General features: G+C 50.6%; 14 protein-coding genes and 1 pseudogene. 7 read left to right on the plus strand and 8 right to left on the minus strand.

The window, feature by feature from the left end; all coding sequences use genetic code 11:
* Nucleotides 1-229 precede the first annotated feature (229 nt).
* Complete coding sequence (locus P4D80_RS05160) at nt 230-3,277, plus strand: PAS domain S-box protein (protein WP_421657842.1); 3,048 nt, start codon at nt 230-232, stop codon at nt 3,275-3,277.
* Nucleotides 3,278-3,626: 349 nt separating this feature from the next.
* Complete coding sequence (locus P4D80_RS05165; RefSeq protein ID WP_421657843.1) at nt 3,627-5,312, plus strand: ATP-binding protein; 1,686 nt, start codon at nt 3,627-3,629, stop codon at nt 5,310-5,312.
* On the opposite strand, the pseudogene recG reads toward P4D80_RS05165, so the two are convergent.
* The 3 genes and pseudogenes from recG to P4D80_RS05180 form a co-directional block, all read right to left on the minus strand.
* Nucleotides 5,309-7,869: pseudogene (recG, locus tag P4D80_RS05170) on the minus strand (ATP-dependent DNA helicase RecG). The gene P4D80_RS05165 and the pseudogene recG sit on opposite strands and share 4 nt — an antisense overlap.
* A gap of 42 nt (nt 7,870-7,911) precedes the next feature.
* The gene (locus P4D80_RS05175; RefSeq protein ID WP_421657845.1) at nt 7,912-8,781 is read right to left on the minus strand and encodes a hypothetical protein; all 870 of its coding nucleotides are present in this window, start codon (nt 8,779-8,781) and stop codon (nt 7,912-7,914) included.
* A gap of 68 nt (nt 8,782-8,849) precedes the next feature.
* On the minus strand, nt 8,850-9,833 hold the full coding sequence (locus tag P4D80_RS05180; protein WP_421657846.1) for a 2-hydroxyacid dehydrogenase: 984 nt from the start codon (nt 9,831-9,833) through the stop codon (nt 8,850-8,852).
* Nucleotides 9,834-9,910: 77 nt separating this feature from the next.
* Between P4D80_RS05180 and P4D80_RS05185 the strand changes: the two genes are divergently transcribed.
* Nucleotides 9,911-10,411, plus strand: coding sequence for a pentapeptide repeat-containing protein (locus P4D80_RS05185; RefSeq protein ID WP_421657848.1), 501 nt, complete (start codon nt 9,911-9,913; stop codon nt 10,409-10,411).
* Nucleotides 10,412-10,528: 117 nt separating this feature from the next.
* On the opposite strand, the gene P4D80_RS05190 is transcribed toward P4D80_RS05185, so the two are convergent.
* The 3 genes from P4D80_RS05190 to P4D80_RS05200 form a co-directional block, all read right to left on the minus strand.
* A complete protein-coding gene (locus P4D80_RS05190; protein WP_421657849.1) occupies nt 10,529-11,677 on the minus strand; it encodes an alanine--glyoxylate aminotransferase family protein in 1,149 nt (382 codons plus the stop codon).
* A gap of 40 nt (nt 11,678-11,717) precedes the next feature.
* Entirely contained in the window at nt 11,718-15,134 is a 3,417-nt protein-coding gene (locus P4D80_RS05195) for a PAS domain S-box protein (RefSeq protein WP_421657850.1), read from the minus strand.
* Between the two features lie 174 nt (nt 15,135-15,308).
* Nucleotides 15,309-15,800: an ABA4-like family protein gene (locus P4D80_RS05200; protein ID WP_421657852.1), complete on the minus strand. Its 492-nt coding sequence runs from the start codon at nt 15,798-15,800 to the stop codon at nt 15,309-15,311.
* Between the two features lie 265 nt (nt 15,801-16,065).
* Between P4D80_RS05200 and P4D80_RS05205 the strand changes: the two genes are divergently transcribed.
* Together P4D80_RS05205 and P4D80_RS05210 are read left to right on the plus strand one after the other, a co-directional pair.
* Complete coding sequence (locus tag P4D80_RS05205) at nt 16,066-16,506, plus strand: secondary thiamine-phosphate synthase enzyme YjbQ (RefSeq protein WP_421657853.1); 441 nt, start codon at nt 16,066-16,068, stop codon at nt 16,504-16,506.
* Between the two features lie 92 nt (nt 16,507-16,598).
* Nucleotides 16,599-16,778 carry a hypothetical protein gene (locus P4D80_RS05210; protein ID WP_421657854.1) on the plus strand — a complete coding sequence of 60 codons (180 nt, stop codon included), beginning with the start codon at nt 16,599-16,601 and terminating at the stop codon, nt 16,776-16,778.
* On the opposite strand, the gene P4D80_RS05215 is transcribed toward P4D80_RS05210, so the two are convergent.
* Together P4D80_RS05215 and P4D80_RS05220 are read right to left on the minus strand one after the other, a co-directional pair.
* A complete protein-coding gene (locus P4D80_RS05215) occupies nt 16,760-17,158 on the minus strand; it encodes a cupin domain-containing protein (protein WP_421657855.1) in 399 nt (132 codons plus the stop codon). The genes P4D80_RS05210 and P4D80_RS05215 overlap by 19 nt on opposite strands.
* 58 nt (nt 17,159-17,216) lie before the next feature.
* Complete coding sequence (locus tag P4D80_RS05220; protein WP_421657856.1) at nt 17,217-17,639, minus strand: VOC family protein; 423 nt, start codon at nt 17,637-17,639, stop codon at nt 17,217-17,219.
* Nucleotides 17,640-17,973: 334 nt separating this feature from the next.
* Here P4D80_RS05220 and P4D80_RS05225 point away from each other — a divergent pair, with 334 nt between their 5' ends.
* Complete coding sequence (locus tag P4D80_RS05225; RefSeq protein WP_421657857.1) at nt 17,974-19,638, plus strand: C39 family peptidase; 1,665 nt, start codon at nt 17,974-17,976, stop codon at nt 19,636-19,638.
* Nucleotides 19,639-19,680: 42 nt separating this feature from the next.
* Entirely contained in the window at nt 19,681-20,022 is a 342-nt protein-coding gene (locus P4D80_RS05230; protein ID WP_421657858.1) for a Dethiobiotin synthetase, read from the plus strand.
* The last annotated feature ends 1 nt before the right edge of the window (nt 20,023 follow it).

Below are 20,023 nucleotides of genomic sequence, written 5' to 3' on the forward strand. Positions count from 1 at the left end.
CCTAAATGGTTCGTGAAATGAAAGGGCTTTGTGAAAAGGGATTCCTGCGCCCTTTTCACAATCCAGATAGGATCGTTATAGCAACCAACAACTAACGACTAACAACCCCTCAGCCCCTACCCCAGCCCCTATCTCTGCTCTACTCGTGAGCTTACCTATCGCCATACCAGTCTAAATCTGGTCATCATAGAATCATCGGGTTTTTGATTCTTGTGCAAAAGAGGAAATCGTGGTTCAGGCAGGTTTTCCTGGTCGAGACTCTCTGATTCAAAATGCCCAAAGCCGTCTGTTGATAGTTGCATTTGATACTCCAGTGATGGAGGTGGTTCAGTGCATGAGTCAGATGGAGGTGGGCTGCGCTCTGGTATTGGAGCAGGAGCAATTGATTGGACTGGTTACAGAGCAGGATGTGATGCGGGCGATCGCCCACCGGATCGATTTAGACAGTACACCCATCTCGGCGTTCATGACCCGGCCAGTGGTCACGTTAGATGAGTCAGAAATGGGTGATCTGGGGGTCATCTGGCAGAAATTTCGGCAATCCTCCATTCGCTATCTGCCAGTCCTTAATCAGCAGGGACAAGTAACCGGGATCATTCCAGTTGAAAAATTACAGTGCGCCTTCATTGAACATTTGCAAGCGACGATCGCCCCCAATACCACAATGAGCGATCGCAAAAGTGATGCGGAACCGCAACAGGTTGAAGAAGCACTCCGACAAACCGAAGAACAACTCCATCAGATTATCGAAAACATTGAGGATATTTTCCTTCTAAAGGAAGTTGGCACGGGGAAATTGCTATACGTCAACCAGCTCTATGAGCAGGTGTATCAACATTCCTGCGAGGCTCTGTATGAGAACCCTGCTTCCTGGCTGGATAGGCTGCACCCGGACGATCGCGATCGCATTCAGAGCAAGTTTGAACAAGAGCTGAAAGGCGAAGAATTTTTCGATGATGAATATCGCATTGTTCGACCGGATGGTTCCATTCGCTGGTTGTGGGATTGGAGTTTTCCAATTTACAACCGGGCAGGACAAATTTATCGCTATGCGGTTGTTCATCGAGACATTACGGAGCGCAAAAATCTGGAACTGGCTTTGCAAGAAAAAGAGCAATTTCTCCGCAGCATCTATGAAACGGTTGAGGAAGGAGTTTTTGTAATCGATGTTCTGGAAAATGGCGACTTTCGCTACGTTGGATTGAACCCCGCTCATTCAAAAGTAACAGGGCTTTCAACGGAAGACATCCAGGGCAAAACTCCAGAACAGGTGTTGCCTACTGAAGACGCCGCATCTGCCCGCAGGAATTATCAAAGTTGTGTAGACGCGGGAGCGACCATTTCCTATGTAGAATATATGCCCTTTTTAGGACAGGATCTCTGGTGGCTGACCCACCTGACCCCGCTGCGGGATCAGCATTCTCGTATTTACCGGATTGTGGGTACTAGCACCAATATTACAGAATTCAAACAGATTGAAAATGCTTTGAGGCAGAGCGAAGAACAGTTCCGCGCCATTTTCGAACACGCAGAAATTGGCATTGCGGTCATGTTTCCACCCCATTTTCTGCTGGCCCAAACCAACCCGGCGCTACACAACATACTGGGCTACAGTGCAGCGGAACTGATGCATCTGGATTACCACCAGATTACTCATCCGGAAGACATTGCGATTGAGCAACCATTCATTCAAGAAATTCTGGAAGGGAAGAGGCAGGCTTACAGGCTGGAGAAACGGTATATCCACAAAAGTGGGCACATTGTTTGGGGAAATTTGATCTGTTCAGTGGTTATCAATGCAGCCAGACAGATTCAGATGGCTATCTGCATGATCGAAGACATTACCAAACGCAAGATTGCTGAAACCGCCCTACGCCAGAGTGAGGCCAAGTTTCGCCGCCTAACCGAAAATGTTCCAGGGGGCATCTTTCGAGGAGTGGTGCATTCGGATGGAAGTTACCTCATGACCTATGTCAGTCCCCAATTCTGCGCAATTTGTGAGCTTACGACTGAGGCAGCGCTACAGGCTTCCGTTCTGTGGTCTATTGTTCACCCAGAAGATGTTCAACTTCTCCAGGATTCCATTTCTGCTTCAATCAAAAATTTGCAGCCTTTTTCCACCGAGTTTCGGTTGCTTTCTCCCTCAGGGCAGGTTAAATGGATTCAGGCCATTGCCCGTCCTGAACGCCAACCCAGCAGTGATGTGGTTTACGATGGTGTGATTTTGGATATCAGTGATCGCAAACGGGTCGAACAGGAGATCTGGTTTCAGGCTAATTTGCTGAATCAGGTACGCAATGCGGTCATTTGTACTGATCTTGAGGGAACCATTATTTACTGGAACCGCTTTGCTGAAACTTTGTATCAGTGGACGGCGGATGAGGTGATTGGCCGATCGCTGTTTGAGGTGATTGTTCTAGCTGATCAACAGGAGGTTATTGCAGCGGCCTTTGCCAAACTGCAGCAAAACCAATGTACCGAAGGGGAGTTTCTTTTGCAACGCAAGGATGGGAGTACGTTCCCAGTCCTAGCAGCAACGTCTGCTTTGCAGAATAAGCAAGGACAATATATTGGGTACGTTGGGGTTTCCATTGATATCAGCGATCGCAAACACATGGAAAACGAACGTAAACAGGCAGAAGTTCAGCTCCAGAAATCTCTACGTGAAAAAGAAGTTCTTTTAAGAGAAATCCACCACCGCGTCAAAAATAACCTTCAAATAGTTTCTAGCCTGCTTCATCTGCAAGCAAACCGAGTTGATGATCCCCAGTTACGTTCTGCCTTGGAAAATAGCTGGAATCGGGTTGATTCGATGGCGCTGGTGCATGAGAACCTTTACCGATCTTCTGATCTTTCAGGCGTTAACTTTACTGTCTACGTGCCAACCCTGGTCAATAATCTGTCTCGAGTCTACAACATTCAACCTCAAATGGTTACCCTTCATCTTGTCATTAATCCAGCAATTTCCCTCCAAATTGACCAGGCAGTCCCCTGTGGGTTGATTTTGAATGAATTGCTTTCCAACGCATTGAAGCATGGTTTTCGCAAGAAGCAAACAGGAGAACTGTTTGTCAACCTGGATAAGGCAGATCAGCAAATTACAATTGCAGTTGGTAACAGCGGAGATACGTTGCCACCTGATTTTGACTTAAACCAGATTCGATCCATGGGGCTGCAACTGGTCATGGGTTTGGTGAAACAACTGGAGGGAACCCTAGAAGTCACTAGGGGCAATTCAACAGTATTTAAAGTCACCTTTGAGTCATTTGATCTCTGAGCCATTCCGTAATGGCAAAGATGTCTGATATAATCTCCTGCGTAATATCTAACTATCAATCCTGAAGTTTTTTCACCTGTCATATGGGTGGTCTACTGATTTAGTTTTCCGGTTTATATTTTTCCGGATTTGCACCTATATTCTTTCTGCTAAATTTTTTATAAATTTCTCTAGCTAGAGAAATTTATAAAAAATTTTTAACTATTAAAGAAATATTAAAGGAGATCTCCTTCTGAGCAGCACTTTAAACCTCAAATGTTCATACGTTTGATAGGTTCATACGTTGGATTAGGAGTAGTGCTAAACCCAGTCATCTATGCTGCGGCTCAGAAGGAGCAAGATACTGATCATGGCACGCATACTGATTGTTGAAGATAACCAGGTAGTTGCCTGGCATATTCAGGAAACATTGGAAAATCTGGATCATAAAGTCGTGGCTATTTCCGCTTACGGTGCAGAAGCAATCGAAATTGCTGAAAAAGAACAGCCTGAGCTTGTTTTAATGGATATCTGCCTCAAGGGTAGTATGGATGGAGTTACTGCAGCGGAAGAAATTTATCGTCGGTTTGATATTCCCATAATCTACCTCACTGCCTACACAGATCCCACGACTGTCCAGCGGGCGAAGCTTTCCTGTCCATTTGGGTATTTGGTCAAGCCTCTACGGGAGCAAGATCTTCAAACCACGGTAGAAATTGCGCTGTATCGGCATGAGCAAGAACGTGGCTGGCGGGCAAATGAAAAGTTACTGGCAACGACTCTAAGCAGCCTTGGGGATGGGGCGATCGTAACCGATCTCAGTGGCACGATTACTTTTATCAATCCAATCGCTGAAGCGCTCACTGGCTGGCAGCAGCAGGAGGCGATCGGACAGCCCGTGACAAATGTGGTGAATTTGATTCACCAAGAAACTCGAGAACGGTTGGAAAATCCTCTGCTAAAAGCCATGCAACTGGGCAGCCGGATCCGACTGGTGGAGCGATCGCTATTGCTGATGCGGGATGGTACAGAAAGACCCGTTGGTGACAGTGCTGCTCCCATCAGAACCAGTGAAGGGGAAGTGATTGGAGGTGTGATGTTGTTTCAAGAGGTGAGCGATCGCACTCCCACCCCTACTGAGACTGAAAAGGAAGAAAGCGCTCAAGAACAAACCCAGGAAAGAGACTCATTGGCTCCAATCCAGTCTCAAACTCAATTTGTGTATGATGAAACTCGCCTGAGACAGGAAATGGAACTGTTAAATCGGCTTAAAGAAGACTTTGTGAATTCGATTTCCCATGAATTGCGGACTCCCCTGACCAATATGCGTATGGCCGTAGAGATGCTGCGGCGTATCGTTAGTGTGTTAAAAAAAGCTGAAGACGATTCAAAAACTGAGCAAGATAATCAGTTCCTCTGGCAGCGCATGGAGCAATACCTCCAGATCTTGTATGAAGAGTGGCGGCAAGAGTTTAACCTGATCACTGATCTTCTAGACTTGCAAACGGTAGAAAGCTCAACCGAAGCCCTATCTCTGGTTTCACTGGAACTTCAGCAATGGTTGCCCGAAATTGTCAACCGCTTTACCTCCCAGGCAACTGAGCAGGGGCAAACCCTGACCTGTCAAATTGCCCTCAATCTGCCACCAATTACCACTCGCCCTGCAAGCTTAGAGCGACTCATTACTGAACTACTCAGCAATGCCCTGAAATACACTCCCTCAGGGGAAGTGATAACTGTTGAGGTGGGTATTGTGGAAATAGATGGGGAAGGGGGGCGATCGCAAATTCAGGATAGCGTCCCACTGTCACCCTATCTTTCCACCCTTTCACGCCTGCAAATCACCGTCACTAATACCGGCGTGACTATTCCACCCGAAGAAAAAGAGCGAATCTTTCAACCCTTTTACCGCATTGATCGCCCCAACCCCTGGAATTTAACAGGCACTGGATTAGGTTTGGCACTGGTCAAAAAGCTGGCACTACAGCTTGGAGGCGATGTTTGGGTAGAAAGTGGCAATGAGTCCACCTGCTTTGGGGTGACGCTACCAATTTAAGTCAAAATCGTGCCGCCCATGAGTCTGCGGTAGCGGTATTCTAACTCCTCTTTCATCAGGGGCCAGCGGCTTAAAGTTTCATCCCTGGCGATCGCTCTTTCAGCCGCCTGGCGTGCCAGTTCCAACACTTCCTGGTCTTCCACCAGACTCGCCAGGGCAAAATCGGGTAAGCCCGATTGGCGGGTGCCCAACACCTCACCCGGCCCCCGGAAGCGCATATCCATTTCTGCAATAAAGAATCCGTCCTGAGACTGTTCCAATACTTTGAGTCGCTGACGGGCGGTTTCTGTTTTAGAACTGCTCATCAACAGACAAAAAGATTGGGAACCTCCGCGCCCAACCCGACCCCGAAGCTGGTGTAACTGGGAAAGGCCAAATCGTTCAGCGTGCTCAATCAGCATCACGGTAGCATTGGGGACATCCACCCCCACCTCTACCACCGTTGTCGAGACTAAAATCTGGGTTTCGTTGGCGCGGAAGCGGTTAATGGCATCATCCTTTTCAGCAGAGGTCATGCGCCCGTGCAGTAAACCGACCTGAAATTCAGGAAACACGCGCTCCTGAAGCTCTTGATACTCTTCAATTGCCGATTTCAAGTCCAGCTTTTCAGACTCTTCCACCAGTGGCAACACTACATAAGCCTGTCGTCCCTGGGCAATTTCGCGCCGGATCAGGTCATAGGCCTGCATTCGCTCCCGCCCGGCAAGTACAGTGGTTTGAATTGGTTTACGTCCAGGGGGCAATTCGTCAATCTGACTCACATCCAGATCACCATGGAGGGTGAGCGCAAGGGTGCGGGGAATGGGCGTTGCGGTCATGGTTAAAACGTGGGGATTTTGCCCTTTCTGCTGCAATCGTGCCCGCTGCTGGACACCAAAGCGATGTTGTTCGTCAATCACTACCAGTCCTAACTGCTGGAAGTTGACTGTATCCTGAATCAGGGCATGGGTACCTACCAGCAGCGGCAGTTCTCCAGTTTCAAGCTGGGCATGGATTTCCCGTCGTTTAGCTGCTCTGGTCGAACCTGTTAGCAACTCTATAGGCAAGTGCAGCAGGTTAAACCACTGCACCATTTTGCGGTAGTGCTGCTCTGCCAAAACCTCCGTGGGAGCCATAATTGCCGTTTGGTAACCAGACTGAATCGCAGCCAGACAGGCAACGACAGCAACAACCGTTTTCCCAGAACCCACATCTCCCTGCACCAGGCGATTCATAGGGGTTGGCTGTTGCAAATCATTCAAAATATCATTAATGACCCGCTGTTGAGCCTGGGTGAGTTGGAAGGGCAGGATGGCATAGAACTGGTCAATCAGTTTCCCGGTGGGAGCCAGAACTGCACTTGCCTGAATTTGCTGTTGTGCTTTGCGGCGTTTGAGCAAGCCCAGTTGCAGGTAAAAGAATTCGTCAAAAACCAGGCGATGACGGGCGGCTTCAAGCGCTTCGGAATGGGGCGGAAAGTGGATATGGGCGATTGCATCCCGAATTCCCACCAGTCCGTATTGTTCCCGCAAACCGTCGGGCAGGGCTTCGCGAATCTGCTGCACTGCTGGCAACGCTGAAATCACCGCCCGCCTCACCAGATCGGCAGGAACCCCCCTCCGTTAAGGGATAGACAGGCACAACCCGCCCTACTTTAAGGGAGTCGATGGAATCCTCTTCGTGCTGCAACACTTCAATTTCCGGGTCTTCCAGCGTAACCCCATACTTACTGCGCTTGACCAGACCAGAAGCGGCGATCGTCGCCCCCGGCAGATAGAGTCGTTTTTGCTGTTCTTGCCAGGCCCGGTTGCTGTAGCGGCTTCCAGCATAAAAGCGGCTCAGCTTAATTTGTCCGCTGTAATCCCTGACCACCAGTTCCAGAATGGTCAGTTTAGGGTTACGAGGACTGGTAAAGCAGGTGCAGCGCTTAACTTTTGCAATCAGGGTAACGGTTTCTCCCTCCACCAGACTACGAATATCCACCTGGCGGGCATAGTCAATGTGGTCACGGGGATAATAAAAGAGCAAATCCCCGCACCGTGTAAAGCCCCAACTTTGCCAGCTTCTCTGCACTTTTAGGTCCCACCTTGGGCAGATAGGTGAGGGATTGATCCAGGGAAATGGATGAAGAGTGAGCGGGAGAAGGGAAGGAAGTTTGGAGTTTGGAGTTTGAAGTTTTCCCCAATCGCCGCTCCCTGGCTCCTGGCTCCTGGTTCCTGGTTCCTGGCTCCTGGCTCCTAGCTTCTTCCTCTTCCCCTCCTCCCTTCTGCTCACAGACCTTCCGCATTTGATACAGAAACCGACGGGTATCTGCGACCAGGTGTTGTCGCTGGGCAAAGGTGAGTTCTGAGTAGGTGGTGAATTGGGTACCGAGTTCCTGCCAGTGATGCTGGTCGGTTTTGGCCAGTTCAGCGGGTGGTTGGCTGAGGGCAAGGCTGAGGAATTCGCTGAAACGGTGCTGTTTCCCTTCAATGTCATTGAAGCCGTGTTCTGCCTCGAAAGAGAGGGCTTTTTGCAGGCGAATCCAATCGGGGGAAGACCGGGGGGAGGCCGGGGGAGAAGTGGGTGCAGAGTCCAGATCGGAGTTGGGCTCTGATTGGGAATCGTTCATCACCTTGACCTATTCTTCGATCCAACTGGCACGCCAGGCGAGCTGGGCTTCAGCGATCGCTCGTTCTCGTTGTTTTTTCTGATAGTCTCGCCCCAGGGTTTTGAGTTGGGCCTGAAGGCTACGAATGCGGGTGCGGGCAGCGTTGAGAGCAGGCTCTGAAAATTCAAGTTCTGTCAGGCGCAGATGAATCGCAACAATATGCATCACCACCTGCCCGCGGGATTCCTCAGCCCCTTCCTTGCTGCCAGAATCATCCCGAGTTGTTTCAATTAACAAGTTCATCAAGTTGGGAGTCCGTCCACCCATTTCAGCTGCATCCGCTTTGGCAGCTGCCTCCAAAATGGGTTCTGGCAACTTTGGCGGCAGAACATTGGCCTGCTGTAGCAAGCGATTAGCCGCATGGGAAGCCGTTTGCAGTTCCTGGGTGATCGCCTGCTCCAGGTCTTGTTGCCACTGCACCAGATGCATAGGAGTCAGTGGAGGCTTTTGTGCTTTTGGAGGTGCCGATTCAGGAACTGCGATCCCGTGATTGACCGATGCCTCTGACAAAGGAAGGGAATCCGGTAAAGCGGAAGCTTTAATGTCGGCAGGTACAACGATGGGATGTAGCTGGGCTAACAGTTCTTCCTGAGTTTGATAGGCCAAACGCCGCAGAGTTTGTTGCAACTCGTACCGCTGATTGTAGGAGAGGCTGAGGAAGCGTTCGGGATAGCCCTGGGTACAGACGTGGTAGCTGGCAAGGATCAACTGCTGGCGAACCGTTTTCCCTAACAGGTTCAGGTAATCGGTGTAGGCGTTGTAAAATTCACCGGCAAGGGATGCGATCGCCCCCTGTATTGCTGCAAGATCCTGTTCTATACGCTCCACTGAACCAACCATAGCCGTATCGAATAGATTGAATCAGACATGATTCTAGCCTCTCTCTTGGTTGCTCTGACCTGCCTGTTCTAATGAGCGCTATAAACTTCCAGATTGATGCAGTGGGGAAGGAAACGGCCATTCAATCCAGCAGTCAGATTTGCGATCGCCATTTTTGCCATCTTTCGCCGTGTTTGCACACTGGCACTGCCGATATGGGGAGTGATGATCAGGTTATCCAGGGTTAACAGGGGGCTGTCCATAGGGATAGGTTCTGGTTCGGTCACATCCAGGGCAGCACCAGCAATTTCACCCTGGCTCAGAGCCCGATAGAGTGCATCCGGGTCGATAATGGGGCCGCGGGCGGTGTTGATCAGAATTGCTGAGGATTTCATCTGCTCAAATTGGGCATCACCGAACAAATGATGCGTGTCCTCAGACAGGGGAGTATGGATGGTGATGAAATCGGATTCTTGCAGGAGGCGATCAAAGGATACACACTCCACGCCTAAAGACTGCTCCAGTTCCAGATGGCAGCGAGTACGGCTGTGATACAGAATGCGCATGTCAAACCCTTTTGCCCGCTGCGCTACAGCCTGACCAATACGCCCCATGCCAACGATTCCCAAAGTGGCACCCGATACATTTGGTCCCAGCAGCAGGTCAGGCTCCCAAGTTTTCCATTGTCCAGAGCGGGTAAAGCGATCGCCCTCCACCACCCGCCGTGCTGCCGCCATCACCAGGGCCCAGGTCAGGTCAGCCGTGGCATCGGTTAACACGCCAGGGGTATGCCCTACAGGGATTTTCCGGACGGTGGCGGCTGGAATGTCGATATTGTCGCAGCCTACAGCCATCTGACTGATGACCTTAAGGGAAGTTCCTGCTTCAATTAGGGGGCGATTGATGGGATCCGTGAGCAAACACAACAGACCGTCTATGGTTTTAACTTTTTCTAACAGCCACTCGTAGGGGGGTGGTTGCCGTTCCTGCCACACTTCAACAGAGGCGATCGCTTCAAGTTCGTCCAACTCAATTGGCAGTCGGCGAGTAATCAGAACACGGAATGGGGGCATGGTGATCCAGGCGATAAAAATTCCCTGTCAGCAAATGTTAATTTTAATGACAGCAGATCGTTAAACTTCAGTAGAACATGCGCGTACTTCAGTCCTTATTTGTATTCTTCACCACCTTATTCCTGCTAACCAGTCATTTTTCTCTTCCCGCCTTCGCGGCCAGTTCTTCCCTGATCCGCGCCTATGATGATGTGCAAGTCACCGGCAAAGATTTTGCTGGACAGAGCTTGATCCGGGCAGAATTTGGCAATGCGGAACTGACCAACGCCAATTTCAGCGGTGCAAACCTGCGCGGCGCGGTATTTAATGGTGCTAATCTAACCCACGCAAATCTGCAAAATGTGGACTTCAGTGATGGCATTGCCTACATCACCAATTTCTCAGACGCCGACTTAAGCGGTGCCATTTTTGATTCAGCCATGCTCTTGAAGTCCGATTTTAAGGGAGCTACGGTGACTGGAACGGACTTTAGCAATGCCACCCTGGACAAAGTGCAGATATTGGAACTGTGTAAAACAGCCAGCGGTGTCAATCCCAAAACTGGGGTTGATACCAGGGACTCGCTGGGATGTCCGTAAGTAGGCAGCAGGCAACAGGCGACGGGGTGAGGGGATAAGGTGAGAACTCAAAACTCCTCTAACCCCTAACCCATCACACCGTTACTCCATCACTCCCCAACCATCCACTTCTGTCGCCTACCGTTGCAACACCTCTTTCAACGTTTCTACTAACCTGTCTACATTTTCTGGACGGCTGTTGTAACCCATTAAGCCCACCCGCCAGACTTTTCCGGCGAGTTCACCCAGGCCACCACCTACTTCAATGTTGTATTCGGTCAGCAGCTTACGGGCGATCGCTTTGCCATCCACCTCCTCTGGAATACGAACCGTGGTTAAAGTGGGCAGGCGAAATTCGCGTTCAACGTGGAGCGTGAGTCCAATCTCTTCCAGGCGTTGCCAGAGGTATTCTGCATTCTTTTGATGTCGCTGCCAGCAGTTCTCCAGTCCTTCTTCTGCAATCAGGCGCAGGGCCTCGCGCAGAGCGTAGTAGAGATTGATCGGAGCAGTGTGATGGTAAACTCTTTCAGCTCCCCAGTATTTGCCCAGCAGAACCATATCGAGGTACCAGTTGGAAACCTTTGAGGGGCGTTTCTGAAGTTTTTCCATTGCCCGTGGGCTCATAGTGAAGGGGGAAGCACCGGGCGGGCAACCCAATCCTTTTTGGCTACAGCTATAGGCCAGGTCAACCCCCCAGGCGTCTAGAAAGAGGGGAACGCCACCCAGACTCGTGACGGTATCAATCAACAGCAAACAGCCAAATTCCCGGCACAGCTCACCGACTCCTTCCAAGGGTTGCCGGGCTCCGGTTGAGGTTTCGGCATGAACCAAAGCCAGAATTGCAGGCCGATGGGTTTCCAGGGCGGTTCGCAGTTCTTCCAGGGAAAAGACCTGGCCCCAGGGTTTAGTGATGGTGCGCACGTCGGCACCATAGCGTCCGGCCATATCCACCAGGCGATTGCCAAAGTAGCCCATGACACCGATGAGAACAATATCTCCTGGCTCGACAGCGTTGGCGATCGCGGCTTCCATCGCAGCCGAACCAGTGCCGCTGACGGCGATCGTCATCGGGTTTTCGGTTTGCCAGACATAACGAAGTAGGGATTGAATCTCATCCATCAGAGCCAGGAAAGCGGGATCGAGGTGACCCACTGGGGGAGTATCCATTGCCTGGAGGATGGCGGGGTGGGCGTTGGAGGGCCCAGGCCCCAGCAGAAGCCGATTAGGAACGTTAAGGGGAGCGAGTTGGAGCCGCTGGCTATTGTTGATTGAAAGCGTTTGGGTCATGAGCTATTCCAGGTGTGCGGAAAAAGGTCTATGGTCTAATTTAGACCAACGGTAGGGTAAACCAGAACTTTGACCCTTTTCCGGGCTGGCTGATGACATCAATTTGCCCCCCATGAGCAGTGATGATCTGGCGGCAGCGGTACAGACTGGAGCCAATTCCGGTACGGTTGGGGTTATCCAGACTGCGAACGTAGGGTTTGAAGAGGCGATCGCACTGTTCCCGGCTCATGCCGACGCCCGCATCCTCAACGGTAATGTAAAGAATTTTGGATTTTGAATCGCAGGCTGGCAGAGGAACGGGTGAGGGTGAATCCGGGTCAATGACTGCCGCACGCAGGGCGATCGCCACACCGGGCAGATTATGTTTCACCGCATTACACAACAGACTTTCTAGCACCTGCCGAAGTTGGTTGGGATCTGCAAAAACGGTTGGCAGTTCATCGGTAATCTGATTGGTCAGCACGGCCTTGCTCTGGTTTAGCAGAGGTTCAACCGTAATGAGTGCCGCCCGCAGCACTTGACTGAACCGGATGGGTTGACGCTCCAGGTGAAGTTTAGGCTCATCGGTAGACTGGTCGTCACGCAGAACATTGAGCAGCCGCAGTTGATCTTCGCTGCTCTGAATCATGCAATCCAGCATGAAACGAGAAACTGAAACGGTTTCGCAATCACAACACTTTCCACGCAGGCGATTCAGAACCATCAACATCCCCTGAACGGGAGTACGCAAGTCATGGGAAACGGCATGCAGCAGCAAATCCTTGACCTGGTTCAGGTTTTGCAACTCCTGCATCCGTTGTTGCAATTCGGCAGTCCGCTCCTCCACCTGGCGTTCCAGGCTGGCAGCTAGTGTTTGCACCTGACGATAGTACTGCCCCTGTTGAATGGCAATCTCAACGCCTGTTGCCAATTGTTCCAACAATTCAATTTCAAACGATTGCCACTCTCGCGGTCCAGAACACTGATTGGCAATCAACACTCCGAACATGCGGTCTTTTAACATGAGAGAGACGCTGACCAGAGCCCGAACTTTACCCCGCTGGTAACACTCGCGCAGGAAGGGAGCTTCCTCGATCGCACTTGTGTCATTCACCACCCGAATCCGGCTGGACTGAATTCGAGTTTTGAACTCCAATACCTTCTCATCAGTCACTTCCCAACCCAGGATTGAACCCCACTGCGGATCAACTGATTCCGATACCGCCTGGCAACCGCCCGCCTCATCAAAATAGCTGATGAAAACCCGGTCCGCTTTCAAAAATCTCCGAACTTCATCGACGGTCGTTTGCAGGATCTCTTCTAGCTTTAAAGAACTCCGAATGCGGGATGCCATTTCTGCCAGCAATCGTTCCCGGTTCGCGGCCCAGAGGAGTTTTTCCTCAGCTTGTTTGCGATCAGTAATGTCATAGGCCGTTGCAATTCCAGCTGGTTTGCCCTCATACATAACCACGCCAGCCGTGAAATCTACCCAGCGTTCCTGGCCCGATTTGGTCAAAAGCTTAATCTCATAGCGGGAAGGAGTGGATTCCCCCCGCTGCCGGGCCAGCCCTCTTTGTTGCACCAATTCCCGAAACTCCGGGTGAGCTAGATTCCAAAAGTCGATTGATAGGAGTTCATCGCCACTGTAGCCGGTAATTCGTTCAGTTGCTGGGTTTGCATAGCGCAGGCGGGTGCCCTGGTAAACCAAAACGGCGCAGGCGGCGGTTTCGGCAATGACCCGGAATCGGGCTTCACTCTGCTGCAAAGCATCCTCTGCCTGTTTGCGATCGGTAATATCTTCAAACATTAATCCCAAACATTGATTAGGTAAGGGAAATGCTTTAGTTGCGTAAATGCCCTCAGGCACAACCTCGTCACCATAACGGATTTCTCCCAAATCCCGCACCTTGCCAGAGCGAATTACACTGGCATAGATGCCTGGAAAAGCACTTTCCATCAAACTGGGAAACACCTCTTCCATGCGTTGCCCAATCAAGTCTCGTGGACAGGCTGTGATTTGCAGGATCTGGCGGGCAGCCGGGTTAATATCCACTAACCGGAAGCTGCGCACGTCGTGCAGGTCTTGCAGATGCCAGACGATCAGCCCAATCTGCATATTCTGGACAATGTTGGCATAGAGGTGAATGCTTTCCTCGGCTCGTTTTAATTCGCTAATGTCTTCAACCATGCCGATGGTGAACCTGGGATTGCCTGCCTCATCCCGCACGAGAGAGTTGGTCAAGCGGACCCAAATCGTTTCCCCATCCTTACGGATATGGCGCTTTTCCAACTGGTAAGCATTGCGCTGTCCGGCAATCATTTCCTGGAACAGCTCAATATCGGCAGATAGGTCATCTGGATGGGTGAAATCAGCAAAGTTCATGCGGCTCAACTCTTCTCCGCTATAGCCCAGCATGCGCTGGAGAGCTGGGTTGCTTTTGACAACTCGCCCATCCAGGTCATCAAGCCCGATCCCGATCGTCGATCCCTCAAACATGCCCCGCAGGTGCTCCTCATTGGCGCGCAACCGCTCCTCCACCTGCTGCCGCTCAGTCACAACCGTTGCGAGAACCAGGGATGTTGCCATGATGATGCCCACAAATGCCTGTAGCAGAAAAATAGCTTCCCAGACATGACCGTTGGTCTCGGTTATAAAAGGACCGTTACCCCGCACGGTTCCTAAAATTGCGTCACTGGAGATAATTGAACTCCCCAGCACAGCACCCCGTTGCCCCAGCCGTAGAGCAGCCCAGATGATGAGGGGGAAGGGTAAATACTCCAGTGGGTAATGGGCAATTCTGGTATCAGACGGTGATTGAAACACCGCCCAACTGATGACGAGGAGTGAAACTGTCCAGATCAAGCCCTCGATCGCCCGCTGCCGAAATCTGAGATTTTGCTGCCATTGGGTTAGCAGCGATCGCCACGACCACTGTTCTGGGTAAGCTTTAGCAAGCCAGGTTAACAGGAGGGGCGTAACGACCAGAATTCCGATCCCGTCTCCCAACCAGATCGTTCCCCAGTGGAGCCCAAAGTTCTGCCAGGGAGTTATTCCTACCAGGCAAGCATTAAGTGTGCTGATGGTGGCATTGACTACGGGAGAAAGGACAACCGCAAAGGCAATGAAACCCAACACATCTTGCAAGCTGATGAAAGATGGGTGGAATCTTATGCGGCGGAGTAGTTCATCTGCTGCGATCGCTCCCAGCGTTTGCCCGGCTGCCATAAACCCCGCCGATACCCAGGGCACCTGCAACGATAGATCAAACAGCAGCATCCCCAGTGCCACCCCAACCCATTGCCTGCGCCCAAATAGCAACAGTGCCGCTAACGCAACTCCCGCCGGGGGCCACACTGGAGATGCGGCTGCTCCAAAATCCAACAAATCATCCGCAATCCTGGCAGACAAAAAACAAACCAGAGCAATCACGCCAGCAGTCAGAATGGAATGTCGAGAAACGTCTGAGTTCAATTCCATAGAACATTAATCTGACACGCCACCAATGGTACTTTCCTGGATATAAAAAATCCTGGATATAAAAAATTGCATGGCGATCGCTCGGCTATCGACCTACTGTTCTTATTACCAGCTTGGCGGTTTGTTCAGGTCCCTGCTTCCCCCAATTGGATGACCACCCATCCACCCATCTACTCATCCACTCCCTTCCCCTTCTGGCTCCTGACTCCTGACTTCTGATTTCTGGCTCCCGGCTTCTGGCTTTTGGCTCAAAAATTTTTGGCTGATCCAACGGGTCACAATATGGGAAAGCAATCCTAACGGTCCAGCGAACAAACTAAGGGCGATCGAATGAACTGTCCATACTCCTGTACGTTGCCCTTCCCAATAAATCCACCGACCCACGAATAGATCCATTACCAGAAAATGGGTCCATCCAGTGGCAGCCGCCCGCTCATCGCCAAAGAAGCGGGCGATGTCTGCCAGTTTAGGATTGGCCAGGGCCTGAGCCGCCTCCGCTGTAATGGTGCCTGAAAGCAGGTAGAGGTAAAGTCCGGCCAGCACTACAAACGGAACAAGAGATTCCATGACGCGCTGAGTAATTTTCCAGTTGGGCAGAAAGATCATCAGTGCCCAAAAAGGCAGAACGAACAGGTTGGCAAGGTCAAAGAGTTGGGAAATTAGCATAGGAGAGGTACCAGGTCAGTGAATGGGAGGATTTCAAGGAAATTGAGATCCTTACAGAGTCATTCTCCCACTTCATCGGGTTCTGGGATGCTCTCTAAAAGCTGTTCTGAAGGAAAATGAAGTCCAGAATCACCGCTAAGTAACTGGACAAAACTAAATTGACGATAGATTCGGGGGTGGAGGGGGTGGAACCCCTGCCTGGGGGCGAAGCTGCCATTCCCTCTTCTTATAATCAATTGGGTGAAGCTAGTTAGCAGAAAAAGCAATGCCAATCGTCAATCAAATTATTGAAGTTGAAACGGATACCGGAATTGGTATTTACAACATCACATCTCAAATCAAAGACCTGCTTGCTGCGACATCCATTCAAAATGGACAGGTTCTCATTTTTTCACGGCACACTACGACCGCGCTGACAATTAATGAGTACGAGGAGCGGCTTCTGGAAGATGTCAAAGTCTTTTTGAGAAAGCTTGCTCCAGAAGAAAACCGCTACCTGCACAACGATATCCACCTGCGAGTGGGCATTCCCGACGATGAACCCATGAATGCCCATTCCCATCTGATGGCGATGATGCTTACGACAAGTGAGATAGTCCCCATCGTTGATGGCAGCCTGGGGTTGGGAACTTACCAATCCATCCTGTTTTTTGAATTAGACGGCCCTCGCAAAAGAACTGTGTTTTGCCAAATTTCGGGGGAATGATTGTTAGGATTAAGAGCTGGTGAGCAATAGAGAACTGCACGCCGGAGGTTATCAATTTGTTAATTCACGATTGTAGAGATCCCAATTTGCCCTTGCAGTGTTATTCACGCGATCGCCTGATGCCTGGGAAGCCTGCACCCAATGGCTTGAACCTGATTTGTAATGACATCGTACGAATGGGTTGTTTGATGGTAAATGAGTCGCCACAGCAGGATGGTAAAGACACCCAGCCTGATGCAGCCAATAGTTGTTACTATACCGGCTTGTTTTGAGTTCCTCCCCCTGGAGTGACAAATAGCATTGAACTGGGCGATCGTGCCTTTGCAGTATGCCAGGTTCCCCGTGGCACCAGGGCAAAGGAACCTGGTTCATCGAGTCGGATGGTGTTGACAGTACTCTCCTGCTCCAAAATCAGTTCAACGTCTCCTGACAGGAGACAGACAAACTCATCGCCTGCAGGATGCATCTCCCAGGTATCCCAATCTCGCTCTAAGGTAAAGCATGAAATTAAGCTCTTCCCCGAAAAATTACCAAACTGGTGCTCGAGATCCTGCCAGAAGGTGGCACTAACTGCGATCGGCGTCGCAATACCAAATGAGTCACAAACGACGTAGGTGGAATAGATGTTAAAAGGCGTTAACTCGTTTGACATTGGGTTAGGGTATCGAGTTAGGACATTGAGTTGAAAAATCGGATATGGAATGTGATCCTCACTGGTCAATGTAAAGTTCCTGAATCAATTGCATATCCCAATAAGACGCTTCGATCTTGTGGCCGTCTGGATCTCGAACGAAACACCCATAGTATGGTTCGCCGTAATCGGGTCTGGGACCTGGAGCCCCGTCATCGACTCCACCTGCGGCTAATGAGGCTTCATAAAATGCATGCACCGCTTCTTTAGTAGGAGCAATAAACCCAATATGGGTTCCATTTCCGATCGTTGCGGGTTGGCCATTAATGGGTGTTTGTACCCAAAACTCTGGATACTGCTTACCATAGGCTACTGCACCCGGATGCTCCATAATCCGTTTGCACCCTAGCGTTGACAGCACAGCGTCATAAAAAGCAACTGCCCGTTCAAACTGGTTAGTCCCAACTGACACATGGGACAGAATGCTTGGATTATCATCCATTGACTTGTCCTCCTTTGTCTTAAAAATCTCTATCCTACTGGCATAAGGCTTCTACCCGCGATCGCTAAAAGGCCAGTCAGTAGCCAGGCGCATTTTAAGTGCTACCCATTCGACCCCTCCCATCATCCTCTTGCCAAGGGAAGGTGCCGTAGGCGGTGGGGGTTTGATCGGTAGCCTTGATTGAGGAAACTGCTATAACTCTTGATGAATACCTGATGCAAGTGTAACCAGAATGGGCTGACTAGGTAAGACGCTCAGTTTTCGCTACCGGCAGTTTGATGTTGGTGGAAACCGTCAGTCCCATCAGGGTTTACCAGGCATCCAGGAGTTCACCATGACAGATACAGCTCAGTTTTCTGAAACCCAGCAGTTGGACACGCAAATTCAAGATTTTGCGCTTTTGACAGCACCTGCGGCATCCTCTTCAGTGCTTTCCTACTCTGGCCCCAGAGAGGTGTTAGTAAAGAAAGCGGTGGTGTTAAAGGGTAACTACAACCCTCAGCAGATTTCCAAGGTTTCTCTGGTTGCTGAAGATAAGTACCCCCTCACCGTTAGCCTGAACCCTACAGCAAAGTCATGGCAGGTTGATCTTGCCAGTGGATTTCAAACTCCCGGTACACGCTGGCTGCGGCTAAGAGGTCTGAACAGTGCCGGAAAGGCAGTAAATAGCCAGGTGATTTATCTCAATGTCAGCACCAATCCACTGACGACGGGGCGATCGCTCAGCCTGAAGATAATGCAAGACACTTTATTCAAAACCTCTCCAACGGATTCCAGTAAACTCAAAGCCCAGCAAAAGGTGAATGTTGCGGCTGGAACGATGTTGCAAGTAGCTCGCTATGGTTACGTAGACGGGCATTTGAAGGTGGAGTTGGCACAAGCGATCGCCCCGGTCGGCAACTTTGGTTACTTTTATGAACCCCATGTTCAACTCAGTAAGGGCGAGGAAATTCTTCGTTTTGCGATCGATGATGTTCCCACAACTCCTCTCAATGCCCAACTGTTAGTCACCACCACCACTTTCATCAAAAGTAAGCCCGCCGATGCGGCAACTCTCCCAGTGAAGCAGAAAGCAGAGCTACTTCAGGGACAGAACTTTCAAATTGTGGGGTACGCCTCTGTGGCAGGGCACTACCGAATTACCCTTGCCCAACCGATTCAGGGGTTTGGAACCACCGGCTACATTTACTGGAAACACGTCCAGATTAAAAAGGGCAACAGCACAGTCATTTACGACCCCTATGCTCTCACCGTCGCCGCTATAAAGCCCACTCTTTTTAAGAAACGTCCAGTGGATTCCGCTGCACTCAAACCCGAAGAAAAATTCGATTTTCCAGTCAACAAGTTTTATGGGGTTTCCAGCTATACGGTAGAAGCAGGTCACCTTAAAGTTGCCCTGACCGAAGAACTGCCCGGATTTGGCAATACAGGCTTCCTGTTTCCCAGCTTTGTGTTGATGAAGCGAGGGGGTAGACCCTTTAATCCGGTGCCCCCCCAGGTTGAACTCAGCGTGCCCTACTTCTCCCAGCGCGATAATCCCCGCTATTCCTGGTCAACTTGCAACGTGACCTCCATTGCCATGGCTTTCTACTACTATGGCGTTCGCGCCAGGAACGGTGGTCAGCTAGAAGACGAACTTTTGCAATGGTGCATCAATAAAGCCGGTGAGGGTTCTCAGACCGACCACAATATCCTTTCTCAACTAATTAAGGCTTATGGATTTCAGACTAGTTTTTCCACCACGCGCCAGTGGGTAGAGGTAAAGTCGGAATTGATCAATCGCCGTCCGGTCATATTAGGAGGTGATTTCACTGCAAGTGGACATATCGTTTGTCTGATTGGTTTCACACCCCAGGGCTACATTGTTAACGACCCCTGGGGTGATGCCCTTACTGGCTATACGGATACTGAAGGTCGCAAGCTCATCTACCCCTACTCCTATATAGATCGCGTTGCCGGACCCGATGGAAAGGTATGGGCACACTTCATTTCGCGTTAGAGCGAGTAACATACATGAGTCAACCATTCAGAGAGTCTGCCTGTGGATTACGAGACTGCCCGTAGCCTTTTGGTTAACCAGGGAATGGCAACCGAGGAGCATTCAGACGCATTGTTGACTCATTTGACTCAGGGGCAACCCCCCATTCCTGGTCAGATCACTTCCATTTTGCTGGCGTTGAAAGTGGTGTTTGAAGCATTGCGAGATGCCAGGGAATTTGACCGGGAACTTGCCTGTGCGCTCTATTTACTATCAACTGAGAGCCGCTACCAGTTTGACCTTGGGCGCAAGCGTGGAGTTGCCTGGCCCCCTTTACTAGACGAAGACCTGACTCGCATTGCCACTGCCGTGAAGAGTATTTTTGTCGGTACCTGGCAGGGATAAA

Origin of the sequence: Leptothermofonsia sp. ETS-13 (assembly GCF_049200465.1) — a bacterium.
GTDB lineage: Bacteria > Cyanobacteriota > Cyanobacteriia > Leptolyngbyales > Leptolyngbyaceae > Leptothermofonsia.

Excerpts from the sequence above, each read along its gene's own strand:
- P4D80_RS05165 (WP_421657843.1), top strand. The coding sequence starts at position 3,627 with ATGGCACGCATACTGATTGTTGAAGATAACCAGGTAGTTGCCTGGCAT.
- P4D80_RS05180 (WP_421657846.1), bottom strand. The coding sequence starts at position 9,833 with ATGCCCCCATTCCGTGTTCTGATTACTCGCCGACTGCCAATTGAGTTG.
- P4D80_RS05215 (WP_421657855.1), bottom strand. The coding sequence starts at position 17,158 with ATGTCAAACGAGTTAACGCCTTTTAACATCTATTCCACCTACGTCGTT.
- P4D80_RS05205 (WP_421657853.1), top strand. The coding sequence starts at position 16,066 with ATGCCAATCGTCAATCAAATTATTGAAGTTGAAACGGATACCGGAATT.
- P4D80_RS05220 (WP_421657856.1), bottom strand. The coding sequence starts at position 17,639 with ATGGATGATAATCCAAGCATTCTGTCCCATGTGTCAGTTGGGACTAAC.
- P4D80_RS05195 (WP_421657850.1), bottom strand. The coding sequence starts at position 15,134 with ATGGAATTGAACTCAGACGTTTCTCGACATTCCATTCTGACTGCTGGC.
- P4D80_RS05185 (WP_421657848.1), top strand. The coding sequence starts at position 9,911 with ATGCGCGTACTTCAGTCCTTATTTGTATTCTTCACCACCTTATTCCTG.
- P4D80_RS05225 (WP_421657857.1), top strand. The coding sequence starts at position 17,974 with ATGACAGATACAGCTCAGTTTTCTGAAACCCAGCAGTTGGACACGCAA.
- P4D80_RS05175 (WP_421657845.1), bottom strand. The coding sequence starts at position 8,781 with ATGGTTGGTTCAGTGGAGCGTATAGAACAGGATCTTGCAGCAATACAG.
- P4D80_RS05200 (WP_421657852.1), bottom strand. The coding sequence starts at position 15,800 with ATGCTAATTTCCCAACTCTTTGACCTTGCCAACCTGTTCGTTCTGCCT.
- P4D80_RS05190 (WP_421657849.1), bottom strand. The coding sequence starts at position 11,677 with ATGACCCAAACGCTTTCAATCAACAATAGCCAGCGGCTCCAACTCGCT.